The sequence below is a fragment of the Ruoffia sp. FAM 20857 genome (assembly GCF_045528645.1).
GTDB lineage: Bacteria > Bacillota > Bacilli > Lactobacillales > Aerococcaceae > Ruoffia > Ruoffia halotolerans.
On record NZ_JBGQRB010000012.1, the window covers coordinates 1 to 20,410 of the forward strand.

The 20,410-nt window shown below is 32.8% G+C and carries 17 protein-coding genes, 1 tRNA gene and 1 pseudogene; 8 read left to right on the plus strand and 11 right to left on the minus strand.

Annotation, left to right across the window (positions count from 1 at the left end; genetic code table 11):
• Positions 1–686 (plus strand): IS1380 family transposase (locus tag ACEN4N_RS04100; RefSeq protein ID WP_407093738.1); only part of this gene is annotated, 686 nt, incomplete at its 5' end.
• 346 nt (positions 687–1,032) lie between these two features.
• On the opposite strand, the gene ACEN4N_RS04105 is transcribed toward ACEN4N_RS04100, so the two are convergent.
• Positions 1,033–2,637 (minus strand): ATP-binding cassette domain-containing protein, encoded by a 1,605-nt coding sequence (locus ACEN4N_RS04105; protein WP_407093739.1) that lies wholly within the window; start codon positions 2,635–2,637, stop codon positions 1,033–1,035.
• A 106-nt stretch (positions 2,638–2,743) separates the two neighbouring features.
• Between ACEN4N_RS04105 and ACEN4N_RS04110 the strand changes: the two genes are divergently transcribed.
• Positions 2,744–3,625, plus strand: coding sequence for a helix-turn-helix domain-containing protein (locus ACEN4N_RS04110; protein WP_171031336.1), 882 nt, complete (start codon positions 2,744–2,746; stop codon positions 3,623–3,625).
• 364 nt (positions 3,626–3,989) lie between these two features.
• The gene (locus ACEN4N_RS04115) at positions 3,990–4,622 is read left to right on the plus strand and encodes a site-specific integrase (protein ID WP_138404956.1); all 633 of its coding nucleotides are present in this window, start codon (positions 3,990–3,992) and stop codon (positions 4,620–4,622) included.
• A gap of 161 nt (positions 4,623–4,783) precedes the next feature.
• Here the strand turns inward: ACEN4N_RS04115 and ACEN4N_RS04120 are convergent.
• A tRNA-Thr gene (locus ACEN4N_RS04120) sits at positions 4,784–4,856 on the minus strand.
• 456 nt (positions 4,857–5,312) lie between these two features.
• Here ACEN4N_RS04120 and ACEN4N_RS04125 point away from each other — a divergent pair.
• The 3 genes from ACEN4N_RS04125 (at position 5,313) to ACEN4N_RS04135 (ending at position 9,009) form a co-directional block, all read left to right on the plus strand.
• Positions 5,313–7,109, plus strand: a complete 1,797-nt coding sequence (locus ACEN4N_RS04125) for a class I SAM-dependent DNA methyltransferase (protein WP_407093740.1) — start codon at positions 5,313–5,315, stop codon at positions 7,107–7,109.
• A complete protein-coding gene (locus tag ACEN4N_RS04130) occupies positions 7,109–8,083 on the plus strand; it encodes a restriction endonuclease subunit S (RefSeq protein ID WP_407093741.1) in 975 nt (324 codons plus the stop codon). The genes ACEN4N_RS04125 and ACEN4N_RS04130 overlap by 1 nt, the downstream gene beginning before the upstream one ends.
• Before the next feature lie 629 nt (positions 8,084–8,712).
• Complete coding sequence (locus ACEN4N_RS04135) at positions 8,713–9,009, plus strand: DUF5960 family protein (protein WP_407093742.1); 297 nt, start codon at positions 8,713–8,715, stop codon at positions 9,007–9,009.
• Between the two features lie 191 nt (positions 9,010–9,200).
• On the opposite strand, the gene ACEN4N_RS04140 is transcribed toward ACEN4N_RS04135, so the two are convergent.
• The 8 genes and pseudogenes from ACEN4N_RS04140 to ACEN4N_RS04175 form a co-directional block, all read right to left on the minus strand.
• A complete protein-coding gene (locus tag ACEN4N_RS04140; protein WP_176244428.1) occupies positions 9,201–9,653 on the minus strand; it encodes an HIT family protein in 453 nt (150 codons plus the stop codon).
• A 48-nt stretch (positions 9,654–9,701) separates the two neighbouring features.
• On the minus strand, positions 9,702–10,280 hold the full coding sequence (locus tag ACEN4N_RS04145) for a recombinase family protein (protein ID WP_407093743.1): 579 nt from the start codon (positions 10,278–10,280) through the stop codon (positions 9,702–9,704).
• A gap of 496 nt (positions 10,281–10,776) precedes the next feature.
• Entirely contained in the window at positions 10,777–10,998 is a 222-nt protein-coding gene (locus ACEN4N_RS04150) for a hypothetical protein (protein ID WP_407093744.1), read from the minus strand.
• A gap of 117 nt (positions 10,999–11,115) precedes the next feature.
• Positions 11,116–11,997, minus strand: coding sequence for a hypothetical protein (locus tag ACEN4N_RS04155; protein ID WP_407093745.1), 882 nt, complete (start codon positions 11,995–11,997; stop codon positions 11,116–11,118).
• Positions 11,998–12,532: 535 nt separating this feature from the next.
• Positions 12,533–13,711, minus strand: coding sequence for an ElyC/SanA/YdcF family protein (locus tag ACEN4N_RS04160; RefSeq protein WP_407089960.1), 1,179 nt, complete (start codon positions 13,709–13,711; stop codon positions 12,533–12,535).
• A 172-nt stretch (positions 13,712–13,883) separates the two neighbouring features.
• Positions 13,884–14,042: pseudogene (locus tag ACEN4N_RS04165) on the minus strand (transposase); the annotation flags it as partial.
• Between the two features lie 658 nt (positions 14,043–14,700).
• Complete coding sequence (locus ACEN4N_RS04170; RefSeq protein WP_407093746.1) at positions 14,701–14,916, minus strand: hypothetical protein; 216 nt, start codon at positions 14,914–14,916, stop codon at positions 14,701–14,703.
• Between the two features lie 21 nt (positions 14,917–14,937).
• The gene (locus ACEN4N_RS04175) at positions 14,938–15,222 is read right to left on the minus strand and encodes a hypothetical protein (protein WP_407093747.1); all 285 of its coding nucleotides are present in this window, start codon (positions 15,220–15,222) and stop codon (positions 14,938–14,940) included.
• A 627-nt stretch (positions 15,223–15,849) separates the two neighbouring features.
• Between ACEN4N_RS04175 and ACEN4N_RS04180 the strand changes: the two genes are divergently transcribed.
• Both ACEN4N_RS04180 and ACEN4N_RS04185 read left to right on the plus strand, forming a co-directional pair.
• On the plus strand, positions 15,850–16,182 hold the full coding sequence (locus tag ACEN4N_RS04180) for a hypothetical protein (RefSeq protein WP_407089962.1): 333 nt from the start codon (positions 15,850–15,852) through the stop codon (positions 16,180–16,182).
• 445 nt (positions 16,183–16,627) lie between these two features.
• Positions 16,628–18,610 (plus strand): Dam family site-specific DNA-(adenine-N6)-methyltransferase, encoded by a 1,983-nt coding sequence (locus tag ACEN4N_RS04185; RefSeq protein WP_407089999.1) that lies wholly within the window; start codon positions 16,628–16,630, stop codon positions 18,608–18,610.
• On the opposite strand, the gene ACEN4N_RS04190 is transcribed toward ACEN4N_RS04185, so the two are convergent.
• Positions 18,607–20,370: a restriction endonuclease FokI C-terminal domain-containing protein gene (locus tag ACEN4N_RS04190; protein WP_407089963.1), complete on the minus strand. Its 1,764-nt coding sequence runs from the start codon at positions 20,368–20,370 to the stop codon at positions 18,607–18,609. The genes ACEN4N_RS04185 and ACEN4N_RS04190 overlap by 4 nt on opposite strands.
• Positions 20,371–20,410: the final 40 nt, after the last annotated feature.

Sequence of the window (20,410 nt, forward strand, 5' to 3'; positions counted from 1 at the left end):
ACAATGAATCCATACCGAATACTGACATATTGGTTCGTGGGGACAGCGGCTTCGCAACACCAGAGGTGTATGAGTCTTGTGAAGAAAATGAAAGTCAGTATGTGATCCGATTAAAGAACAATCGGAGGTTAAGTCAATTAGCTGAGCAATCCGTTCTTTACGGGGATAACCAAAAATGGGAAGATCGGGAAGTTCAGTATTTTTCAATGCCTTATCAAGCACAATCATGGTCGAAACCCCGTTGTGTCTGTATTCGATCAATCCGTGAAGCAGGAGAACTCCTCTTTCAACACGCATTCATTGTGACCAATCTGTCAGATAACGTATCGCCTCAAGTTATATTTTCTCTTTACGGCAAGCGAGGGACAATGGAGAATTTCATCAAAGAAGCGAAAGGTGGCTTTTATTTCGATAAAACAGATAGTCCACGCTTCTTAGAAAATCATGTCAGAATGATGATTAGTCTGCTTGCATACAACCTCATCAACTGTCTAAAGACTATCGGCTTTGATAAAAAGAACCAAGGGATGACTATTCATTCAATCCGACTAACATTCCTTAAAGTCGCTGGCAAACTTGTGCAAACAGGCAGACGAGCCAATCTAAAATTGTCGAGTTATCATGTGTATCAAACTGAATTCTATAGGGTCTTCGAGCGCCTACGGCGATCCAGTCAATGGATTTAAATCAGTCATCACGTTAATTTTTTGAATCAATCGTCTACAAGGGAGAAGTATGCCTTCAAACAAACAAGAGAATCGTAAGAAGGTTCATTTAGTTAAAATCTACTTCGAGAACGCACTATTTTGTAGAAAAATTCCCAATTTTTCCAAGAACGATTAATTTATTCAAGAAACCAGCTTAAATTATAGAGCTATGAATTATTCAGGTTAATTATATAAATATATTACACTCTCAACAAAAAATATAGCCTATATAATATTATACCTTATGGAGGAACTGAAATGTACACTGTCATTTTTTGTATATATTTTTTAGAAAGTTAGTAGTCCCCTTCCTTGCAAATTGATATCAACTTGGTTGTACTCTTCTACTTTCTAAATAGTATTTTCTAGTGTAATTTTTCACACTCTCTTCCGGGACATAATGTTCGACGTCTATAACTAACTTATTTAAATTAGCCACTGTTTTGTTTATGGCTAAAGCATTATGTTTATCTAGTGAGGCATTCCCTTCATCGATTAAGAGTATTGGTTTATCAAACAGAATTGCTCTTGCAATTTCTACTCTTTTCAATTGTCCTCCTGATAATCTTTCTCCATCTTCTCCGATTAGATAATTTAAACCTACTTGCTGTATTAATTCTTCTAACCCTGCTTTTTTAATTGCTTCACTTAACTTTTCTTCGCTTACTTCTTTTCCTAATGTAATATTGTTTCTCAGTGTGTCATTAAATATAGCAACCGTTTGGGGAATTAAGCTCACATAATTGTATAATTCATTTTTGCTAATGCTTTTCATATCTTCGCCATTAATGAAAATTTCACCATTAGTTGGGGTTAATTTTTTTGTCAGTAATTTTAAAAATGTCGATTTACCACTACCTGAAGCTCCTTCTAAAAGTACATTATCGTTTGAATTTAATGTTAAATCTAAATGCTCAAAAATTTTCTTGTCCTCATAATTGAATGAAACATTTTGAAAAACAACCGAATCAATCTTCTGGTTCCTTAATACATTGGTATCATCTGGCTGTTTGAATTCCAGTGTATTAATTATCGTCTTCTTGATTTCTCCTATACTGTTTAACTTGTTTATACACTGCGATAATCCTAAAAAATTATTTATGATCCAACTACTGGAGTATTGAACGGCTACAAAAGACGCTAACGAAATTCGCCCTTGAATAGTAAAGTAGATACCAATGCCAATCGGAAGATACAGAAATAAATATGATAAAGCGATGACCAATGCATTCGATAATGAGATGGCATTATTCATGTCTTTAGTACTCTCTTCTAAACCTTTTACTTTCAGATAAAAATTTTTAATGAAATAATTTTCGGATTTATATGAAGCTATTGTTTCAGCCCCACTTAAGATATCCTTTAGTATAGAAGAAAAAGATTTATTCTCTTTTGTCCAATGACTATTACTTTCTTCTATTTTTTCTTTATAAATGTTTGTAAACAGTGGTGTTACTGATGTAAATACTAAAAAGATAACGGTCAATAAAAAACTGTTGCTCATAGAAAAAGTCAAAATAACAACTAGAGTAACTAAATAGCTGACGACATTGAATAGTTGCTTTACGTAATTTTCTTCAAGTAACTTGAGATCGTTCATAAAAAATGATGTATTACTTGATACTCCTTCGGTTTTACTTAAAGAAGTCTCTTTTTCTAAAATTTTCCTTATTAATTCAGTCTTTAAAGACGTGTTAAAAAAAGCAATATTCTTATTTGTCCAAAAATCTTTTAAATAAGTAATAATAGAAAACAATATGTAACCCAAGACAACAAGAATAATGTACTTTAATAATAGAGAGGTGTCTTTTTCCTCAATAACCTTAAAAATATACGCATAAGTAGCGGCATTAAAAGTAGTCTCTACTGCTGCAAGTCCAATGAAAATAAAAGCTGCAACTAGGTACTGTTTATTATAAAATTTAATCATTTGTATCCCTCCGTATCCGTTTGTACTGTTATTTTATCATTTTTCGAGCACTCTTTATGTTATGATATGGGTCATAAACTACCCAAAAAATACGGAGGTACATCAGTTGATAGGATTAACGTTTAGAAAAATACGTATGCAGAAAAACATTTCACAAAAAGAAGTTTACACAGGCATTGTTTCTAGATCTTTCTTTCAAAAATTTGAGAAAGGACTACACTCTATTTCTGTAGAAAAATTTCAAGAATTGTTAAATAGGATAAATGTATCTTACGATGAATTTATGTATAAACATCATGGGAAACTCTTTACCACAGATGATTTTTTAGTGACTATTTTTAACGCTTACTGGAATCAAGATCCACATTCTTTAACCAACCTCCATAACAAATTACGCTTTTCGTCCAATCAAACAGAAGTCTTTTTGAGCAGAGTTGCACTATTATTCAAACTTATTTTATCAAAAGAGTCAGATGGTGATTTAAGTTTCGACTTTATCTTTAACTATCTAGACAGAATAAGCAGCTGGACCTTTTTTGAAACAAAATTATTTAATAATATTATGTCTATAGTCCCTTCTAAGAAAAGAAACCAATATTTCAAAAAAGCACAATTTTTTTTCGACAACAGCAAAGGACTAGCAGCCGTTAATAGTGAATTTGCAAACTGGCATTCTCATCTTTATGTCAATTTTATCCATTTAACTTTGGAAGAAAAAGAACTCAATAGAGCAAAAATAGCTATTGAAGACATGCGGATAAGTCGACAAAATTTATATACCAGTGAGCGGAATGAACTGGCTTATTTATTTTTAAAAAACTTAATCCGTCTTTATGACAAGGAAGAAAGAGACCAAGCAATAGAAGCACTAAAAAAAATAACCGATTTGTCACAAATAGTAAATAAGTTGAATAATGAAACCTATTCAAAATTGGTCACTACTCACCAAGAAAAGACTGAACCATTGCATGCTAAAAGCGAAAACTAATTAACCCTATTAAAAAACTACATAATCTCTGGCTTGTTACGCTCTTAATCAAATCTATGCCTTATGCGAGAAGGCAAACTTATAGATAATTGGATATTTTCCTGCTGGAGCGATTGATTTTGAAAAAAGTTTATAGAGAGATAACATCACTAGAGGAATGTCTGCCTTATCGTATTAAATCAAAAAGAAATAACTAAGAAAAAAATAGAACCTCTTCTGGGTCGTAAAATCAGAAGAGGTTCTATTTTTCTATTTATTATTCTTGTATCAAAAACAATCGTTTTTGAGAGAAAGCAAGAGAGATATAAGGAGAAATACATAGTTACAATCAAGTAAACACTACTCGCAGGCATTGAAGCCTTAAATGGATTCAATGAATGAAAAAACAGTATCTTATTTATTACGGTTTTTAAAACTATTGATTATACTATTTAAGTCTTTTATGTCAAAAGAACCTTCTTCAGCTTTACTAATAACAGAATTTAAATTTTTCTGTCATTTGAAGTGGAAAGATATTGATGAAGTAAACCAAACATTAACTGTGCGAAGAGTCCTTGCTCAAGGGGAACATGGTACTATCTTTCAATCACCCAAAACTAAAGCAAGTCATCGCACAATATCTATCGACAATATAACCATGGATTTATTAGTTAACTGGCGTAATATTCAAAGAAAAGATTTATTATCCTTTGGGATTAATGCTAATGGTCCTGAACAATTAGTTTTTACAAACCAAAAAAATAATCCTTTAAATCTATACTATATTGGAACTGCTCTTCAACGAATAACAAAATTGCATAAACTAAAACATATTAATGTTCATGGTTTTAGGCATACTCATTGTGCATTACTCTTTGAAGCAAAATTAGAAATGAAGGAAGTTCAAGAGAGACTCGGTCATGCCAATATTGAAACTACAATGAATATATATGACCATGTAACTCAGAACAGAAGAGATGAAGCAGCAGAAAAGTTTGCTCAATTTATGTCTTTTTAACAAACCGTACAACATCTCGTACAAGATTCTTATTTTCAAGCAATAAACAAATAATCATTTGAATTTTAAAAAGAGAAAAAATATATTTATTTAGATAGATTATTCAATAAATATGAACACAGAAATACATCCTTACCTAAGTAGGGATGTCTTGTAAATAGTGCCGGCTAAAGGAGTTGAACCCTCGACCCTCTGATTACAAATCAGATGCTCTACCAACTGAGCTAAGCCGGCTTGTTAATTATTAACTAATCACTATTATGATGAGATTAGTATGACCCGCGCAGGAATCGAACCTGCGACCCACTGATTAAAAGTCCGTTATCCATTGTTACTAAACGATTCTAACCACTGATATAAGTATGAACTAGTATTTATTCAAACAGCTCCATTCCTAGATATTACTTACCACTTTTTTTAAAGCAACAAGAAATGGAACAACTTTTAGTAATTTATAAAATATAAGATGTCAGCGTGATGAATTCATTTTTAGAAATACACACTTTTATATTAAGTGTGTATTTTTTATACTAAATTATTCTGATATTATTGAGTGCCATGATAGAACTAATAAAGATTTAAATAATAATAATATTATATTTTATGATGCTGTTAAAAAAAATATATAATATGCTATAATATTTAATAATAGTAAAAGTTTAATGTTGTTATAAGAATAGGGAGAAAATAATGGATAGATATGAAATAGTAAACTTAATTGGAAGTGAATATTTAACGCATAACATAGAAGCAGGTGAATTTAGTTACAGTCAAGGACTTGCCAAAAATGGTAAAAATTATTTAGACTATATTTTACCAAATGCTAGAAGGAATTATAAAGATATTGACTTGAGATTTGTACATGGGAATTTAACGATTTTAGTAGAGACTAAACAACGGTTAAAAGATAGCACGAGTTCTGAAGATATGGAACAATTGCAACAATATGTGAATTTTGAAAAAGAATTAACTGGAAATAAAGTTATTGCTATTTTGGCAAGCACTGTTAATAGTAAATTTAGAATTTGGCAAGATGGTGCTGACATTATTAATGATGAACATGAAGATATTAATGAACGAGTTATACGTTCTATGGAAGAGTATAAAAATGTTCACTTTGGTACGAGGAATGATAAATATAGAATTATTGAAAGTACCTACGGTTTGAATGAATTATTACATAATTATGGAATTAATGAAAGAATACGTAGCCAATTTGTCGGCACTTGTTTATTAGCTTTAAAAAATAATCTTGTTTATGATAAGCTTTCAAACGTTCAAATAAGAGCAGGAATAGAGGGGATTTTAGAAAGTTTACTTGATGATGATATAAATAAAGCTAGCAAATTAGTAATATTGAAAAACAAGGTTATAGAATCTCAAGATGTTAGAGACCTTCATGATGAACATTTTCAAGAAATATTAAGAGTAATTGATAATAGTATTTTACCTTTCATAAATGATAAAAGCACTATGGGACAGGATTTATTGAACCTTTTCTTCACGACCTTCAATAAGTACGTAGGAAAGTCAGATAAAAATCAAGCATTTACTCCAGATCATATTGTTCACTTTATGTGTCAAGTTGTTGGTGTTAATAGAAATTCAGTAATTCTCGATCCTTGTTCCGGTAGTGGTGCATTTTTGGTTAGAGGAATGACCGAAGCAATGGCTGATTGTGACACTGAAGAGGAAAAAGAAAGAGTTAAAAAGCAACAAATTTTTGGTATAGAATATGAAGAAACAGCTTTCGGATTATCTACAACTAATATGTTAATCCATGGCGATGGAAATTCAAATATACGTCAAGGTAGTATGTTTGAAATAATGGATGACTTTGATGCAAATATTAATACGGTACTAATGAATCCGCCATATAATGCACAAAGAAAACATTCCGATCCAAATTATGTTAACACTTGGAATAAATCAGTTAAACAAGATCCCTCAAAAGGGTTTCATTTTGTCTATGCTGCCGCAGAAAAAGTTAAAACTGGAAAGCTTGCTGTTTTATTACCTATGCAATGTGCTATTAGCATTAAGGGTGATATTAAAATGTTTAAAGAAAAAATGTTAGAAAAACATACACTTGATGCTGTTTTTTCGTTTCCTGATGATTTATTTCATCCAGGTGCTAGTGCAGTTGCTTGCTGTATGATTTTTAATTTGGGTGTAAGGCATAAGGATGCGCCTTTGCAGGAGACTTTCTTTGGATACTTCAAAGAAGATGGATTTGAAAAGAGGAAAAACATTGGTAGGGTTGAAAAATCAGATGGTATATGGCAAATGACAGAAACGAAATGGTTAGATTTATATTTTCATAGAAAAGAAGAAACAGGTATTTCTGTAAATAAAAAAGTGACTGCTAATGATGAATGGTTAGCTGAAGCTTATATGGAAACTGACTATTCTAAGTTAGACGAACAAGATTTCCAAAATACAGTGAATGAATATCTTGCTTTTTTAATTAGAAACGGTGAAGTTTAATGAAACTGAATGAAATATTTGATATTGAGTATGGCGTTGATTTAGAATTAATAAATTGTGAAAAAGTTAATAATAAAAGTACAGAATATATTAACTTTGTATCAAGAACATCTGAAAATAATGGCGTTTCTGCTAGAGTCAAACCAATAAAGGGCATTACTCCACAGCCAGCCGGTACTATTAGTTGTGCAGCAGGAGGTAGCGTTCTTTCCACATTTTTACAACCTAGACCATATTATAGCGGAAGAGATTTGTTTGTATTGACACCCAAATATCAAATGTCTGATAGTGAAAAATTATTTTGGTGCACAGCAATTTCTTCAAATGCATATAAATATAGTTATGGTAGACAAGCTAATACTACTTTAGGTGAAATTGAATTACCAGACGAAGTACCAGAATATATCTTGAATAAAAAAATTATTGCTCCGTCGTCAAATATTAAACTAACCAACAAAAATATTTTTACTCAATTAGACTCTTATAAAACTTTCGAATTAAATGAAATATTTGATTCTTTCGAACCAACTAAAGGAGAAACAGTTGCGGATTTAATTGAAGGTGATGATATACCATATATTGCAGCAAAAAAGAAAGAAAATGGCTTTGATAAAATGGTATCAAAGGAAGGTAATGAAGACTATATTTCTAAAGGTAATTGTATAGTTTTCGTTCAATTAGGTGCCGGCTCTGCAGGGTACTCTACATATCAGCCCAATGAGTTTATTGGGATGAAAGGAAAAACATCTTGCGGATATCACACTAAGCTCAATAAGTATAATGCTTTATTTTTAATAACTATTTTAGACCAAGAAAGACCAAAATTTTCTTTTGGTAGAAGTTGGACCGGGAACAGACTAACGAATACGAAAATAAAACTTCCATCAATAAAAGATAAAAATGGCAATTATTATCCCGATTGGGATTTTATGGAGGATTTTATAAAACAGTTTCCTAACAGCGATTTAATATAGTAATTTTTTAAGCTTTGTTTTATCCAAATTACACTTTAAAATGTTATACCTACCATCTCTGGTGTATACACTATTAGATCATTTTGTAAAAAATCAACATACTCTAATAAAATGAGTTGGATAAACCACAATGCTACAAATAAAAATAGAGCATTGAAATCATGATGTGCTCCCTCTAAAGTAGACTCTTAAAAAAGTAAACTACTTTAGGGGGAAATTTTTTTTGCGTTTCGATCGAAAGCATAAATCACAGGAACTAGAAAAAATACATTCAATTATATTTATAAAGGCTTAGTATAAGCACATTACTATCGGACATTAAACTCGAAAATATAATATTCCGACTGATTCAACAGTCAGAAATTGGATAATCAAGTTAATGTATTGTCGCTCTAGTCGGCTCTTTCGACTAATGCGACGTTCAATACATTCAAGTAATAACGAGGTCGATAGACTTCGTTATTGATAAGACTCACGCGTTTTTTGCGTGTGTCGTTCAACCATTATCTTTAATTCACCATCTCAAAATTGATTGTTCGCAGAACATTCAATTAGTAACTAAGTCACCTTGACTAATCGAACATTTGTTCTTATACTGATTGAGGTAGTTTATAGGGAGGAGGTATATGATGTTAGATTTTAAAAAATTACATCAAAGTAGCGTTCACTTTGATTACTTTAGTGAAAATTTCGACCGCTTTAAAACTGATTATTATCGTTATGCAAATATGGACGTCCCTTTGACCTTTTTGATTGACGAGATTCTTTTTGCTATGAGTGAATCTCAAGTTAATTACTTTCGCCTCCCATCTTTTAAAGCGAAGGATAATCGCGATCATTTTTTTATTTTTAAAGTGCGTATGCAGCCAGATAATCATCAAGTTAGAACGTATGAGTATATCCGTCATGTGTTTGCTTTAAAGTAATGGATACACTATTACTCTATATTATAGATTATTATTAATGCCTAAAAAAAAGACAATCTTAACAAATGGATTATACCTTTTAAAATTTTCTTTATACCGGGTCATAAAAATTCATCCTCTCGTAGATAAGTTTAATTTATTCTTGTCTCTACGAAAAGCTGTCTAAGATTTGATACTAACACCAATAACTCTTATTCATAATTCTTGTTCAAATACTCTTGAATGCTATTACGTATTTCATCATGCTTTATAGGGTTATAGGAGGTTTCTTTATTGTGCCAGTTGGAACTATCATATAGCCACACAGGCATTTTTTGTCGTTCTTTACTTTCCCAATCATAACGTGGAAAAACATGGGCATGCAAAAAATTATCAGTATTTCCTAAAATGTCATAATTAACTCTAGTAGGTGTGCAACTATGAATAATAGCATCTCCTAGAATACTCATGTCGGAAAGAAACTGTTCGCGTTCCTCTAAAGACAAAACATTCAAAGAGTTAACTTCTTTTTTGGGTAATAGCACACAGTAGCCAGGTAAAAATTGAACATCTCCAAAAACAGCATAGCCACCTTTTAATTCTTTTATCAGCATTGGATTAGTCCCATTTATTGCAGATAAAATTCGATTCTCGTACCATTCCATGTAAATCACTCCTTTTTGACTTGGATAATTTTTAGTATAGCAAATTATCTAATCACTCAGCTTATTACCTGATGTTTTTATAATTTTTCTTTTATTACGCGTCAAAGTGCTCTTACTGATTCCGGTCATTTTCTCTACTTCTTTATAGGAATGGTCCTCCAATAGGTTCATAGCCAAATTGATTTGTTGCTGGCTGAATTTTTTCGGTCGCCCTTCCCGGAAGTCGGGTTTCTGTTTGGCCAATTCTTTTCCCTCTTGTGTACGCTCCACAATCAGATCCCGTTCAAAATCCGCAAAAGCACTGAAAATCGTGAAGATCAATCTTCCCGTGGACGTAATTTCAATAATCCCCAGATTCAACACATTGATCCGCACGCCCTTCTCAAATAAGAGTTTGATCGTGTTCAATGCGTGTTGCGTGCTGCGAGCGAAGCGGTCCAACTTCGTCACAACCAAAGTATCCCCTGTCTCAATTTCCTGAAGGAGTTTTTGGAATTCGGGGCGATCACTTTTTGTTCCCGTAATTTTCTCGAAGTAAACCCGATCGCAGCGTTCCTCCTCGAGTTGACGCAGCTGCCCTTCCAGATCTTGCTGGCGGGTACTCACCCGTGCGTAACCATATTTCATCTTTTTTTACCCCCCTTTTTGAACATAAGTTATGACACCTTTATTTCCCTTGATTTTACTGGACCTCGGAAGCATAGTCAATACTCTTGAGTTATGACTATGGTTACTAGGATTTATATTTACAATGATTGAAAAACGTAATTAAAATGCCGCTTCCTTTCGGAAACAGCATTAGAGGTTTAACCCTTATTTTTATAAACGATACGTAGAGAAAAATTTGAGACAAATATTATCCGAATACAATTAAATTCGATTTAACTAATTACGTCGTTAAAAACGCTCTGTCTGTGTTTAAAGGAGTCTGGTCCACCTTCTAAGATGTTCAGAATTTCCTTTTTTATAGGTGGACTTAGAGCATACCCATATTTCGATATCCAACCATTCTCTCCATCTGATTCCATTACAATCACGTTTTCCGATAAGGAGTTGGTGACGAGGATAGAATTATGAGTTGCAATGATTATTTGCCTTTTTTCTTTTAACTGGCGTAATTGCTCTACAAGTTTTTGTATATATACCTGCTATCCAAATTATCTTCTGGTTGATCGATGATTACAGGTTTATGATTGTTAGAGAAGTCTCCATGACTTAAAATTAAATTTAATATAGTTACCACTTTTTGACCGAGTGACAATTCTTTAATATCTTTAAAAATACTTTTTAACTGCCTAGAAGATTCGTAAGCATTGACATCAAACTCAATAGTGAACTCTTCCACAGCATTTAGCTTATTTTTATAATACGCTAGAAGTTTGCGAATATTGTTAGCTCTTAAAAAGTCTTTTTTATAATAGTTGAATTAGTATGTCCATCTTTTAATAACGTACATGATATATTAATTATGTTTGTTCATGAATCCTTCTACTACAGATAGCGCTGAATTTCGGGCTTCAAGTTCTTCAAGTTCATAACCACTTTCATCATGTATAATAAGCTTTGAATCCTGGTTCCAGTAGTTGTAGTGCGCTCTCATCTTCAATCCATACCAGTCAAAATTAATACCATTATTGAAATCACCTGTATACTGAGATACGTAAACATCAGACGGAGCATCAGATGTAAAGATTGATATTGTACTATCATCTTCATCAATTAAATAATATATTTCATAGTCATCGAAAGATACTGTAAAAGAATTCTCATACTTACTATCTTCAGAATCTGTTTTAATCAATCCTACCTGTTCATCATTATCCACTTCAAACCCCATTGATGCTAGCAGATCAGAATACTCCTCTGAATAATCTTCAGATGAATTAACTGGTAGCACATAAGATACTGTCATCACACCTTCTGTAGTATCAAAGTGCATTAAATTACCAGAATAATCTTGAGAATTGACTTCATATTCCAATTCATACAAATACGCATCATTATAACTTGCATTATTAGTTAAAATCTTCTCATTATCTAGTTTGCCACCACTTTGATTTAGTCCAACTTCGAAGTCTTTTCTACTCTCTTCAGTCTCAAGTGATATATCGTCTATATACTGAAACATAAACACTCCTTCTTCAGGATAAAAATATACAGTCTTTCTATCATCCGTTTCAACAACACGCCAATTCGAAGGAATATCAAAATTAACTTCAAAAAAATTATAGTTAGTAGTTTCATAATTTTCAAAAGTTGATTCTGGATTCGAACTAGCATATGCCGTGGTGCTTAAAGAAAAATAAAGCATTGGTAACAATAATATTAACAAATATTTTTTCATTTGAGTAAAAGTACCTATTAAAGTCTCTAAATATTTTATATTTCGCATACCTTCTTTGGATTTTGCAAAGCATCTTGAAATACGAATGCCCATACAAACCCACATAAATAGAGTGTATCCCACTCTTCAGCCACAAGCCGCTTTTCCTATCTCCTATCAATTATGGTATCTCCAATCTTACATCCAAGGAAATATCAAAAGAACATCCTCATTAAAACCCTCAAGGTGAAATGGTCAAGTGGTACCCCCAGCGGAACCTTCTACTCCCAATAAAATGATGATTCCTAAATTAACTTGTTGTTCTAAGCTGCGATTTAACTTTCGAAGAGGCTGAATCACACGAAGCGATTGAAGAAATCGTCCAAAATGTGCATGCAGAAACCGTCGACTACTATGAAGACTATGAACGAATGGAGTGACATGAAGAAGATGCGGATGCCGCTTATTTTCTCTATGAATCATTCATCTTAAAAAATAAAAAACCCGTTGGCCTCTTATCATCTTAAGAGGACTAACGAATTTTTTATTCTATCCTTTATCTTTGTCGCCCCGGGAATTGCCAGATGCCTGATGTACGTAAGGCATCTCTATGCGTGGACATATCTTCTTCGGTCGTAATGTCATACGCTTCTTCTTCACTGTCATAATCCATATAGACGATGTTGGTAAATTCTCTTTCAGTTTCCTCATCTGCCATTTCAAGCAACAGTCGATTGGCTTCGTTAAATGTCACTAACGCTCTTCGCATATGGCTGGCGCTTGTAATCAACGTGATATCTTCAAACCCTTCATTTTGAACAATATCCATAGAAAACAATGCGTTCTCTACTGTATCAGTAGCTAGTGGATCTTGAGAAATTCTCTCTTCATCAATGCCATTTTCCACTAACCAATCGGCCATTAATTCGGCCTCTGTGTTCCCAGCTTTGGGTACGCCACCCGTTACAATTAAATGTGAATTTGGATAAGCTTCTGCCGCTTCCAGGGTCACATTCAGTCGCTCAATTAAAGTCTCTTCCATTTCACCTTCGTCCGATAAGGCATAGCCAAGCGTGATGAACGTATGGTTTTCCTCTGGCAATGTTTCCGGAGCTTCGGTATTAAAGTCCGTGTCTTTAATCTCTTCAATCGAACCAATTAATGCCTGATAGTCCTCTGCTCGTTCCTCGTCTATTTCAGCTAATCGATCGAAGCCTTCATCAAAAGTTTCATCGTCTCCAGAAACTTTCGAGTAAACGGCATGAAGTAAAGTGGCTTCAAAATTTTCTTCATCGGTATTTTGAATTTCTTCTAAGGTATTTAAAGCCTCGGGTAAATCATTTTGTAAGACTTGCGCAGCCGCTAAAGACCTTCTCAAGTCCGTATCTAGTGGATCAATAATCGTCGCTTGTCTAAAGGATTCTTCCACCACGTCATAATCCCCATGCAACGTAATGCCTTGGAAAAACTCTTCTTCCGCAACATTGAGGTCACCACCATACCAGTAGTAATGCATGGCAATGTCGACTAAAGCATCCAGTCGCTCTTGTGTAGGCGCATTATTTTGGACTTGTTCAAACAATTCTTCAGGCGTTTCTTCTTCAACTGTGTTCTCATCCATCTGTTCCATAGGAGGGGCTTCCACTGCTTCTTCTGCTGGTGCATTCTCCACCTGTGCACAACCCGCAAGCCCCATACTGACTGTTGAAAATAAGAGTAAATATTTTTTTATCATATCTTTGCCTCCTTATGAATTCTGATAAGATTTTTGCCATCTTCTGCATCATTTTAACAGGTCTATCTTATACCTACATATACAGTCTTCTCTTATTTGATAGCCTCCTTCCTCTCTATATATCTTTGCTTTCGCATTTGTAATCGCTTTTATTTTAACATTCAAGACTCTCTTTTTCAATGTCCTCGGCTCGAATATATTCCGTTCGTTGGTTTTCCATCAATTGATTGAAAACTGTCGTCAAAATATTTTTAGATACATCATCTTTTACCGAGTGTTCAATAATACTTTGAACCTCATCATTATTCAGTGTAAAATGTACTTGGGTCATGTAAAGTCCTCCTAGGTATGTTTTTGTGGTTAAAAACATTGTACCGTAAAAGGGCTGTTACATGGCCTTTTATCTTTTACACAATTATATGGACTTTATCTTCATTTGTAATAATCCTTCCTAGATTAAATTATTTAACTAATATGATTATATATCTATATTCTATATGAAATAATTGTATTCACAAGTTATATTTTATACTTTATTTTAAATTTATATAGATTTGCAAGAATTCAATGCACTGATAGTAATCTTTTACATAATCATCAAGTTAGAACGTATGAATATATCTGTCATACATTCATTTTAAATAAAAATTATTAAATTAAACAACAAAAAAACAGCCCTGACATAGGCTGTTCTTAAATGAATATACGGAGATTATAATATGTTCAATCTATACGTTCTGTTGAAAGGACATCTATAATAGACTATACCATTATTAATTCTACGTAAATTTAATGTAAATTATTTGTAAACTTTAATATAAAAATCCCCCAACCCACTAGCTCCACTCGGTGTTTCATTTTCGTGACCGCTTCCCGCCCTAATCGGGCTCCAGCAGGACTCAAATGAACCATTCGCTACACTAGTGGGTTGGGGGATTTGCTTAATAATCGAGATGGCTTTTTACGCAATTAGCATGTATTTAAAAGACTTAAGCAACATCTGACTTAATTATCCAACCAATCGTAATACCTTCGTTACCTAGAAGATAGGCCTTATAAGTGACCTCTTTTTCTTCAATGAGTTCAAACTCTTTAACCCAGTCTGGAATTACCTCTCCTGTATACCAGTGAGTAGCATTTTGAGCCACTTTCAGTTTCTTACTATTAGATTCATCAACTACTTCACTAAAAAGTGCTTGATCCAACCTATCTAGTACATCTGGATTCTACTTATCAATACCATACTTACGTGCTTTTATACGCTCCATATAACCAGAATACCCTAATGTAGCATAATCATAATTTGCACCACCTGCTCTAAAGAACCCTTTAACAGCAGCTTTAAAGTTCTTAACTCCACTTACTTTATAAGTTCCACCTGGACGTAGTAGATACACCCAATCTTCAACGCTCGAGTAACGGATATAGTGGCCACCTTCATTGTAGGGTCTTTTACTTCCTTTAGACTTAGCTATTTTAGGATTCCCTACATAAGAATCCGACCAAGTCAAACCACGCTTAGCAAAATTAGTGTATCGGTACTTGTCTTTAACAAGCGGGTCGCCGTCAAAATTCTCCGCTATCTTAATAAGTTTGATACGTAACTCTTGCAGGTAATCTTCATACTGATTGTCTGATGGATGAATATATAAACTCTACATGACACGATGGATTAAAGGGTTGTATTGGTCTAGTAACTGCTCAAAATCTAGATTCGTTTTCAAAGGCTATCTCATTCTCCTTTTACCATTAATGATAGCGTTATTATAGGGTTTTAACAACGCAATCGGTTCAACAAACTGTTAGATGTATCAGCTTTAGACAAATAAAATAACCGTAACTAGGCTAAGATTTAGCCCAATTACGGTTATGTGTTTTTAACGCTCATCCTGAGGATAAGAACTATAAAATCCCCATCCAGAAAATAGTGAACGGATGGGTTCGATCGAGTCCAGCTGGAGCCCAACGGGCGGGAAGCGGTCACGAGAGCGAAACAAGGAGAGAGCTATTTTCTGGATGGGGATGTGAATAAAAAATTCTAAATAACAATTAACCCTTTACATCCATTTGATTAAATGATATGATTCATTAAACAAGTGAATCAGTGATTCACTAAATTAAAAAATGAGGTGTAGTTAATGGAAAAGGTATTAGTAATTAAAATTAATGTATTACCTGAGTCAAAAGAAGAATTATTAGAAAGATCAAGAAAAGCTTGGAAGCTAAATCCTAAACGATTAGATAATGTTGAAAGAGTTATAGTACTTTACAATCAAGTAGTTCAAGATGAATATGCTCTAGGTGATTCACTTCTATATTTTCTTGATGGTGAATTAAAAGGACGAGTAGAATTACAACTTATTGATTATCCTCATGAGAAGACACTAAAAGGTAAATCTATCAAATATCAAACATCAAATCCTGCAACGATTAAAACTTATAAAGATCTAGAGGCGCTAATAGTAGAATAGATTTCATATGATACAAATTACCCTAGCCGGATTATACTGGCTAGGTTTTTTGATCTATTAAATAAGATACTTTAGTTTTTGGAACCAAGGGCTCAATAGTTTTTAGCTAAAATCACCATCAAGCGAATATCTCTCTTCTTGTTTCGCTCTCGTGTCCGCTTCCCGCCCTACGGGCTCCAGCTGGACTCGATCGAACCAATCCGTTCACTATTCGCTTGATGGTGTAGTAGTTATAATATACTCGCCTTGCAATCTTAAGCTAACTAATCCGTCAAATAGCATTTCTATGTATTTTCAACCGTTAATAATACTTCATAAATTTTAAGCTTGTCAAAGTCTATTAAAAAGTAGACTTAACAATTGTTATCGGGTTTACCTTTGTATTTCCTTTAAGGTCTACTCATGATATACTATGACAAGCAGTTGGATGAAAGGGGATGTTTTTATGCGTTTTATAGGGTCTAAGAACCTATTACTTAACGAGATCCATAGCATGTTAGAGGAAAAATTAGATGGATCAGAACGAGTTTTTTTCGACCTCTTCGCAGGTGCCAATGTGGTTGGAGAACATTTTAAAAAAACATTTGAAATTAAATCAAACGATATTTTATACTTTAGTTTTTGCTATGCTAAAGCAGTAATTGAAAATAATAAAGCTTTTTCTTTTAATGGCTTAGAATTCAATCCATTTGATTATTTAAATGATGAAAATCAGCTAAAAGCGTATTCCGGTGATTTTTATTACACAAATGCTTATACTCCTGTTAGTGATGATTCCGGTATGTATTTTACTATTGAAAATGGTCAGAGAATTGATTTTATCAGAGAAACAATTGAAGCCTGGTATCTTTTAAATAAAATCACTGACTACGAACGTTTTTATCTCATTGCATGTCTAATTGAAGCTGTTTCTTTAGTGAGTAATACGACCGGAACATATGGTGCTTACTTAAAACATTGGGATAAACGAGCTCTTAAAACTTTAAAATTGAAGCCACTTCCAGTTCTCAATAACAATTTGAATAATACAGCTTTTAATGTAGATTCTAATGAATTAGTTAAGAAGGAAAAAGCAGACATTGTTTATATTGATACTCCTTATAACAATAGACAGTACGCTTCGAATTATCACGTACTTGAAAATATAGCTACCCACAATAAACCAAAGTTAACTGGAAAAACAAAAATATTTGACTGGTCAGATAAAAGAAGTAATTATGCGATGAGAAGTAAAGCTTTGAAAGCAATGGAAGACCTGTTAAAAAATATTAATACTAAACATATCATATTGAGTTATAACGATGAAGGTATTATTCCAATTGATGACTTGAAGGAGATATTAGCCAAGAACGCTTATGACGGATTGGTCGACGTTAGAGTGATCCCTTACAAAAAGTACAAATCAAAGATTCCATCAAAGAAAGCTGCTTTAAATGAATATCTATTTTATATTCGCAAAGTACCTGTGAAAAATATAATAAGTAAGCCCCAACAATTAAAATTGACTAAATGGGAACCTAAACAACAAGGTTATATTAAAAGTCCGCTTAATTATATTGGTGGAAAATACCGTCTTTTAAAACAAATTATACCATTATTCCCAACGAATATTGATACCTTTTTAGACCTATTTTCAGGTGGAGCAAATGTAGGCATTAATGCAAATGCAAATCGATATATTTTCAATGATATGAATACACGTATAAATGAGATGTTTCGTTACTTTTCAAAGCAAAATACCGAGGAGCTTATTGTAAGAATTAAAGAAATTATCTCAGAAAAAGGTTTGAGTAAGACTAATGAAGAGGCTTATTTATCTTTTCGACGTCAATATAACGAAAACCCTCATCCATTAATGTTGTATATCCTTGTGTCCTATAGCTATAATTATCAAATTCGTTTTAATAACTCAATGGAGTTTAATAATCCTTTCGGTAGGAATAGAAGCCATTTTAGTAAGAATATGGAAAATAACCTAAGACGATTTAATAACCGTTTACAGGAAATTAGCTTTGAATTTACCGATAATTATTTTGAAAATATAAATTTTACTAAGTTGACTGAAAAAGATTTTGTTTACCTAGATCCACCTTATCTTATAACCACCGGGAGTTATAACGATGGTAATAGAGGTTTCCAAAATTGGCGGAAAGAACAGGAATTGTTAATGTATGAGATTATGGATAATTTAACGACTAGGAATATTCGATATGCCCTTAGCAATGTCCTCACTCATAAGGGGGAAACAAACGAATTTTTATTGAACTACATTAAAAATCGTAATGTCAGTGTTCATTATTTAGACTATAACTATAATAATGCTTCGTATAACTCTAAAAACAAGGGAAGTTCAGAAGTATTGATTACGAATTATGATCCTATAACCCAAACTATTAATAAAGATAAAAAAATAAGCCTGAGCATTTAATACGCCAGGCTTATTTTTTCGTCGAAAATAATTAATTCATTTTTAATATATTTTGGTATGTCTTCTAAAACAAGCTCTCCCTTTTGAATTTTAGAAGCACCGATTAATAATTGATGAACATCTAAAGCACCAATTTTTGCTTTGTTAGTTGCATTTGATACATATTCAATATCGTCATCAATATTGGTTTTGAAATAGCTTGAAATCCAAACAGAATAATAAGCATTTTCAGGGATTATATTAGGAAATGGTTTCCACCATTCTGTTTTATTACGATTTATATCTCTTAGTTGATTGTCAATAGTGTAGCGTATCATTTTATCTTTTTCACCAATACTAGGTAAGTAACCTTTAGCATAAGACTTAGTATCGTAGATTATTCCATAACCGGAAGTAAATGCTATTCCATCTGGTTTAAGACCTCCTCCGAGGTGAAGTGCATTAAATCCATAAATATCTCTTAGTAGTTCTGTAGTTATTAATTCAAAATCTCGATTAGCATGCCCATTGTGAGCAATCGGGATAAGTTCAACAAATTTATCAGGTATATTGGTATGATTAAGAAAGAATGCCTTCTCTTTATCAAATCGATGATCTTTTTCTTCTTGAGTAATATCTAGTTGAGGGATATCAAAATTTAAAATATTATCTTGTAAAGTTACTCGGGACCAATCTTCAGTAATTTTTATTCTTAAACCAAAATTTATTAATCCTCTAATGTCTTTTTTTATGATAGATATATCATCTTTGAATCCTCTTTGAGTAAGTTCGAGTATCAGAGCCCTGAACGATTCAGATTTCATTAATTGTTGAATGATTACTGCCCTTCTTGTTCGGACATAATCTTTACTGGATATATTAGTTGCTAGGAACTCCCACATTAAAAATTTGGGTTTTTTTCGGTGTTTTGATTTTCCTTTTGATCGATTAAGATAAATTTTTCCTAGAGCAGTTATAGAATAACCTTGAAACATTGTTATATCGCCTTCTTTTTGAGTATGCTTCTCAACGAATTTAACTTTATAAAGCCAGTTGGCTATCATACGTGCATATTTATCACTAGTACCTTCAATATCACTTCTAATCTTATTTTCGTCTTTTTTTGGAGCTTCTCTCAATAAATCTTTCATTAATTCACTATCATATGAAGTAAATCCTTTTTCTCCGGTAAAACCTAAGCTTTGTCCGATTTCGAATTTATTCACTGGGTTTTTTGCTCTATCAAGAATGTCTAGGACTCTAGTAGCTGGGGGATAAGATAAAAATGCAGCACGCAAAATTTCATTTTCCTCTTCGGAATCATTTTCTGATTTTGAAAATTTAAGACCCGATTCAGTGATTTTAAAAGTATCTGTTTTTCGATTATGTTCAAGAAAATTAAGCGTGGTTGCCCACCTTAAAAAACCATCTGCTGTCCAGTTATCGGTATATTTTTTTCCTGTCGTTGTATTTTTTTGCGGTAAAATTGAAATTTGAATAAGTGAATCTGCTACAGCTTTACTCCTTTTTTCAGCAGACGTTCCGTCTGATTTTACATTTCTTCCAACTAGTTCTATGTAAGTAAATTTATTTTCATCACGGTCCAATTTTGACTGAAGGGAATCTTTTATATCTTTAATGAATATTACTTCATCAACAAGTTTATTTTTCAACTCAAGATAGTGCTCTGATTTATTATCAAAAATTTGAACAGTCTTCTTTAAATTTGAAAAACTAGATGGGTTTTGAACCCAACCGAAAGTTCTAATGCTCAAAGACATACTCTCACCTCTTTTTTATATTCCTTTTGATTATATCACA

Coding starts and splice junctions, on each gene's coding strand:
- ACEN4N_RS04105 (WP_407093739.1), bottom strand. CDS start 2,637: ATGATTAAATTTTATAATAAACAGTACCTAGTTGCAGCTTTTATTTTC.
- ACEN4N_RS04115 (WP_138404956.1), top strand. CDS start 3,990: ATGGATTCAATGAATGAAAAAACAGTATCTTATTTATTACGGTTTTTA.
- ACEN4N_RS04125 (WP_407093740.1), top strand. CDS start 5,313: ATGGATAGATATGAAATAGTAAACTTAATTGGAAGTGAATATTTAACG.
- ACEN4N_RS04130 (WP_407093741.1), top strand. CDS start 7,109: ATGAAACTGAATGAAATATTTGATATTGAGTATGGCGTTGATTTAGAA.
- ACEN4N_RS04135 (WP_407093742.1), top strand. CDS start 8,713: ATGTTAGATTTTAAAAAATTACATCAAAGTAGCGTTCACTTTGATTAC.
- ACEN4N_RS04140 (WP_176244428.1), bottom strand. CDS start 9,653: ATGGAATGGTACGAGAATCGAATTTTATCTGCAATAAATGGGACTAAT.
- ACEN4N_RS04145 (WP_407093743.1), bottom strand. CDS start 10,280: ATGAAATATGGTTACGCACGGGTGAGTACCCGCCAGCAAGATCTGGAA.
- ACEN4N_RS04155 (WP_407093745.1), bottom strand. CDS start 11,997: ATGAAAAAATATTTGTTAATATTATTGTTACCAATGCTTTATTTTTCT.
- ACEN4N_RS04160 (WP_407089960.1), bottom strand. CDS start 13,711: ATGATAAAAAAATATTTACTCTTATTTTCAACAGTCAGTATGGGGCTT.
- ACEN4N_RS04180 (WP_407089962.1), top strand. CDS start 15,850: ATGGAAAAGGTATTAGTAATTAAAATTAATGTATTACCTGAGTCAAAA.
- ACEN4N_RS04185 (WP_407089999.1), top strand. CDS start 16,628: ATGCGTTTTATAGGGTCTAAGAACCTATTACTTAACGAGATCCATAGC.
- ACEN4N_RS04190 (WP_407089963.1), bottom strand. CDS start 20,370: ATGTCTTTGAGCATTAGAACTTTCGGTTGGGTTCAAAACCCATCTAGT.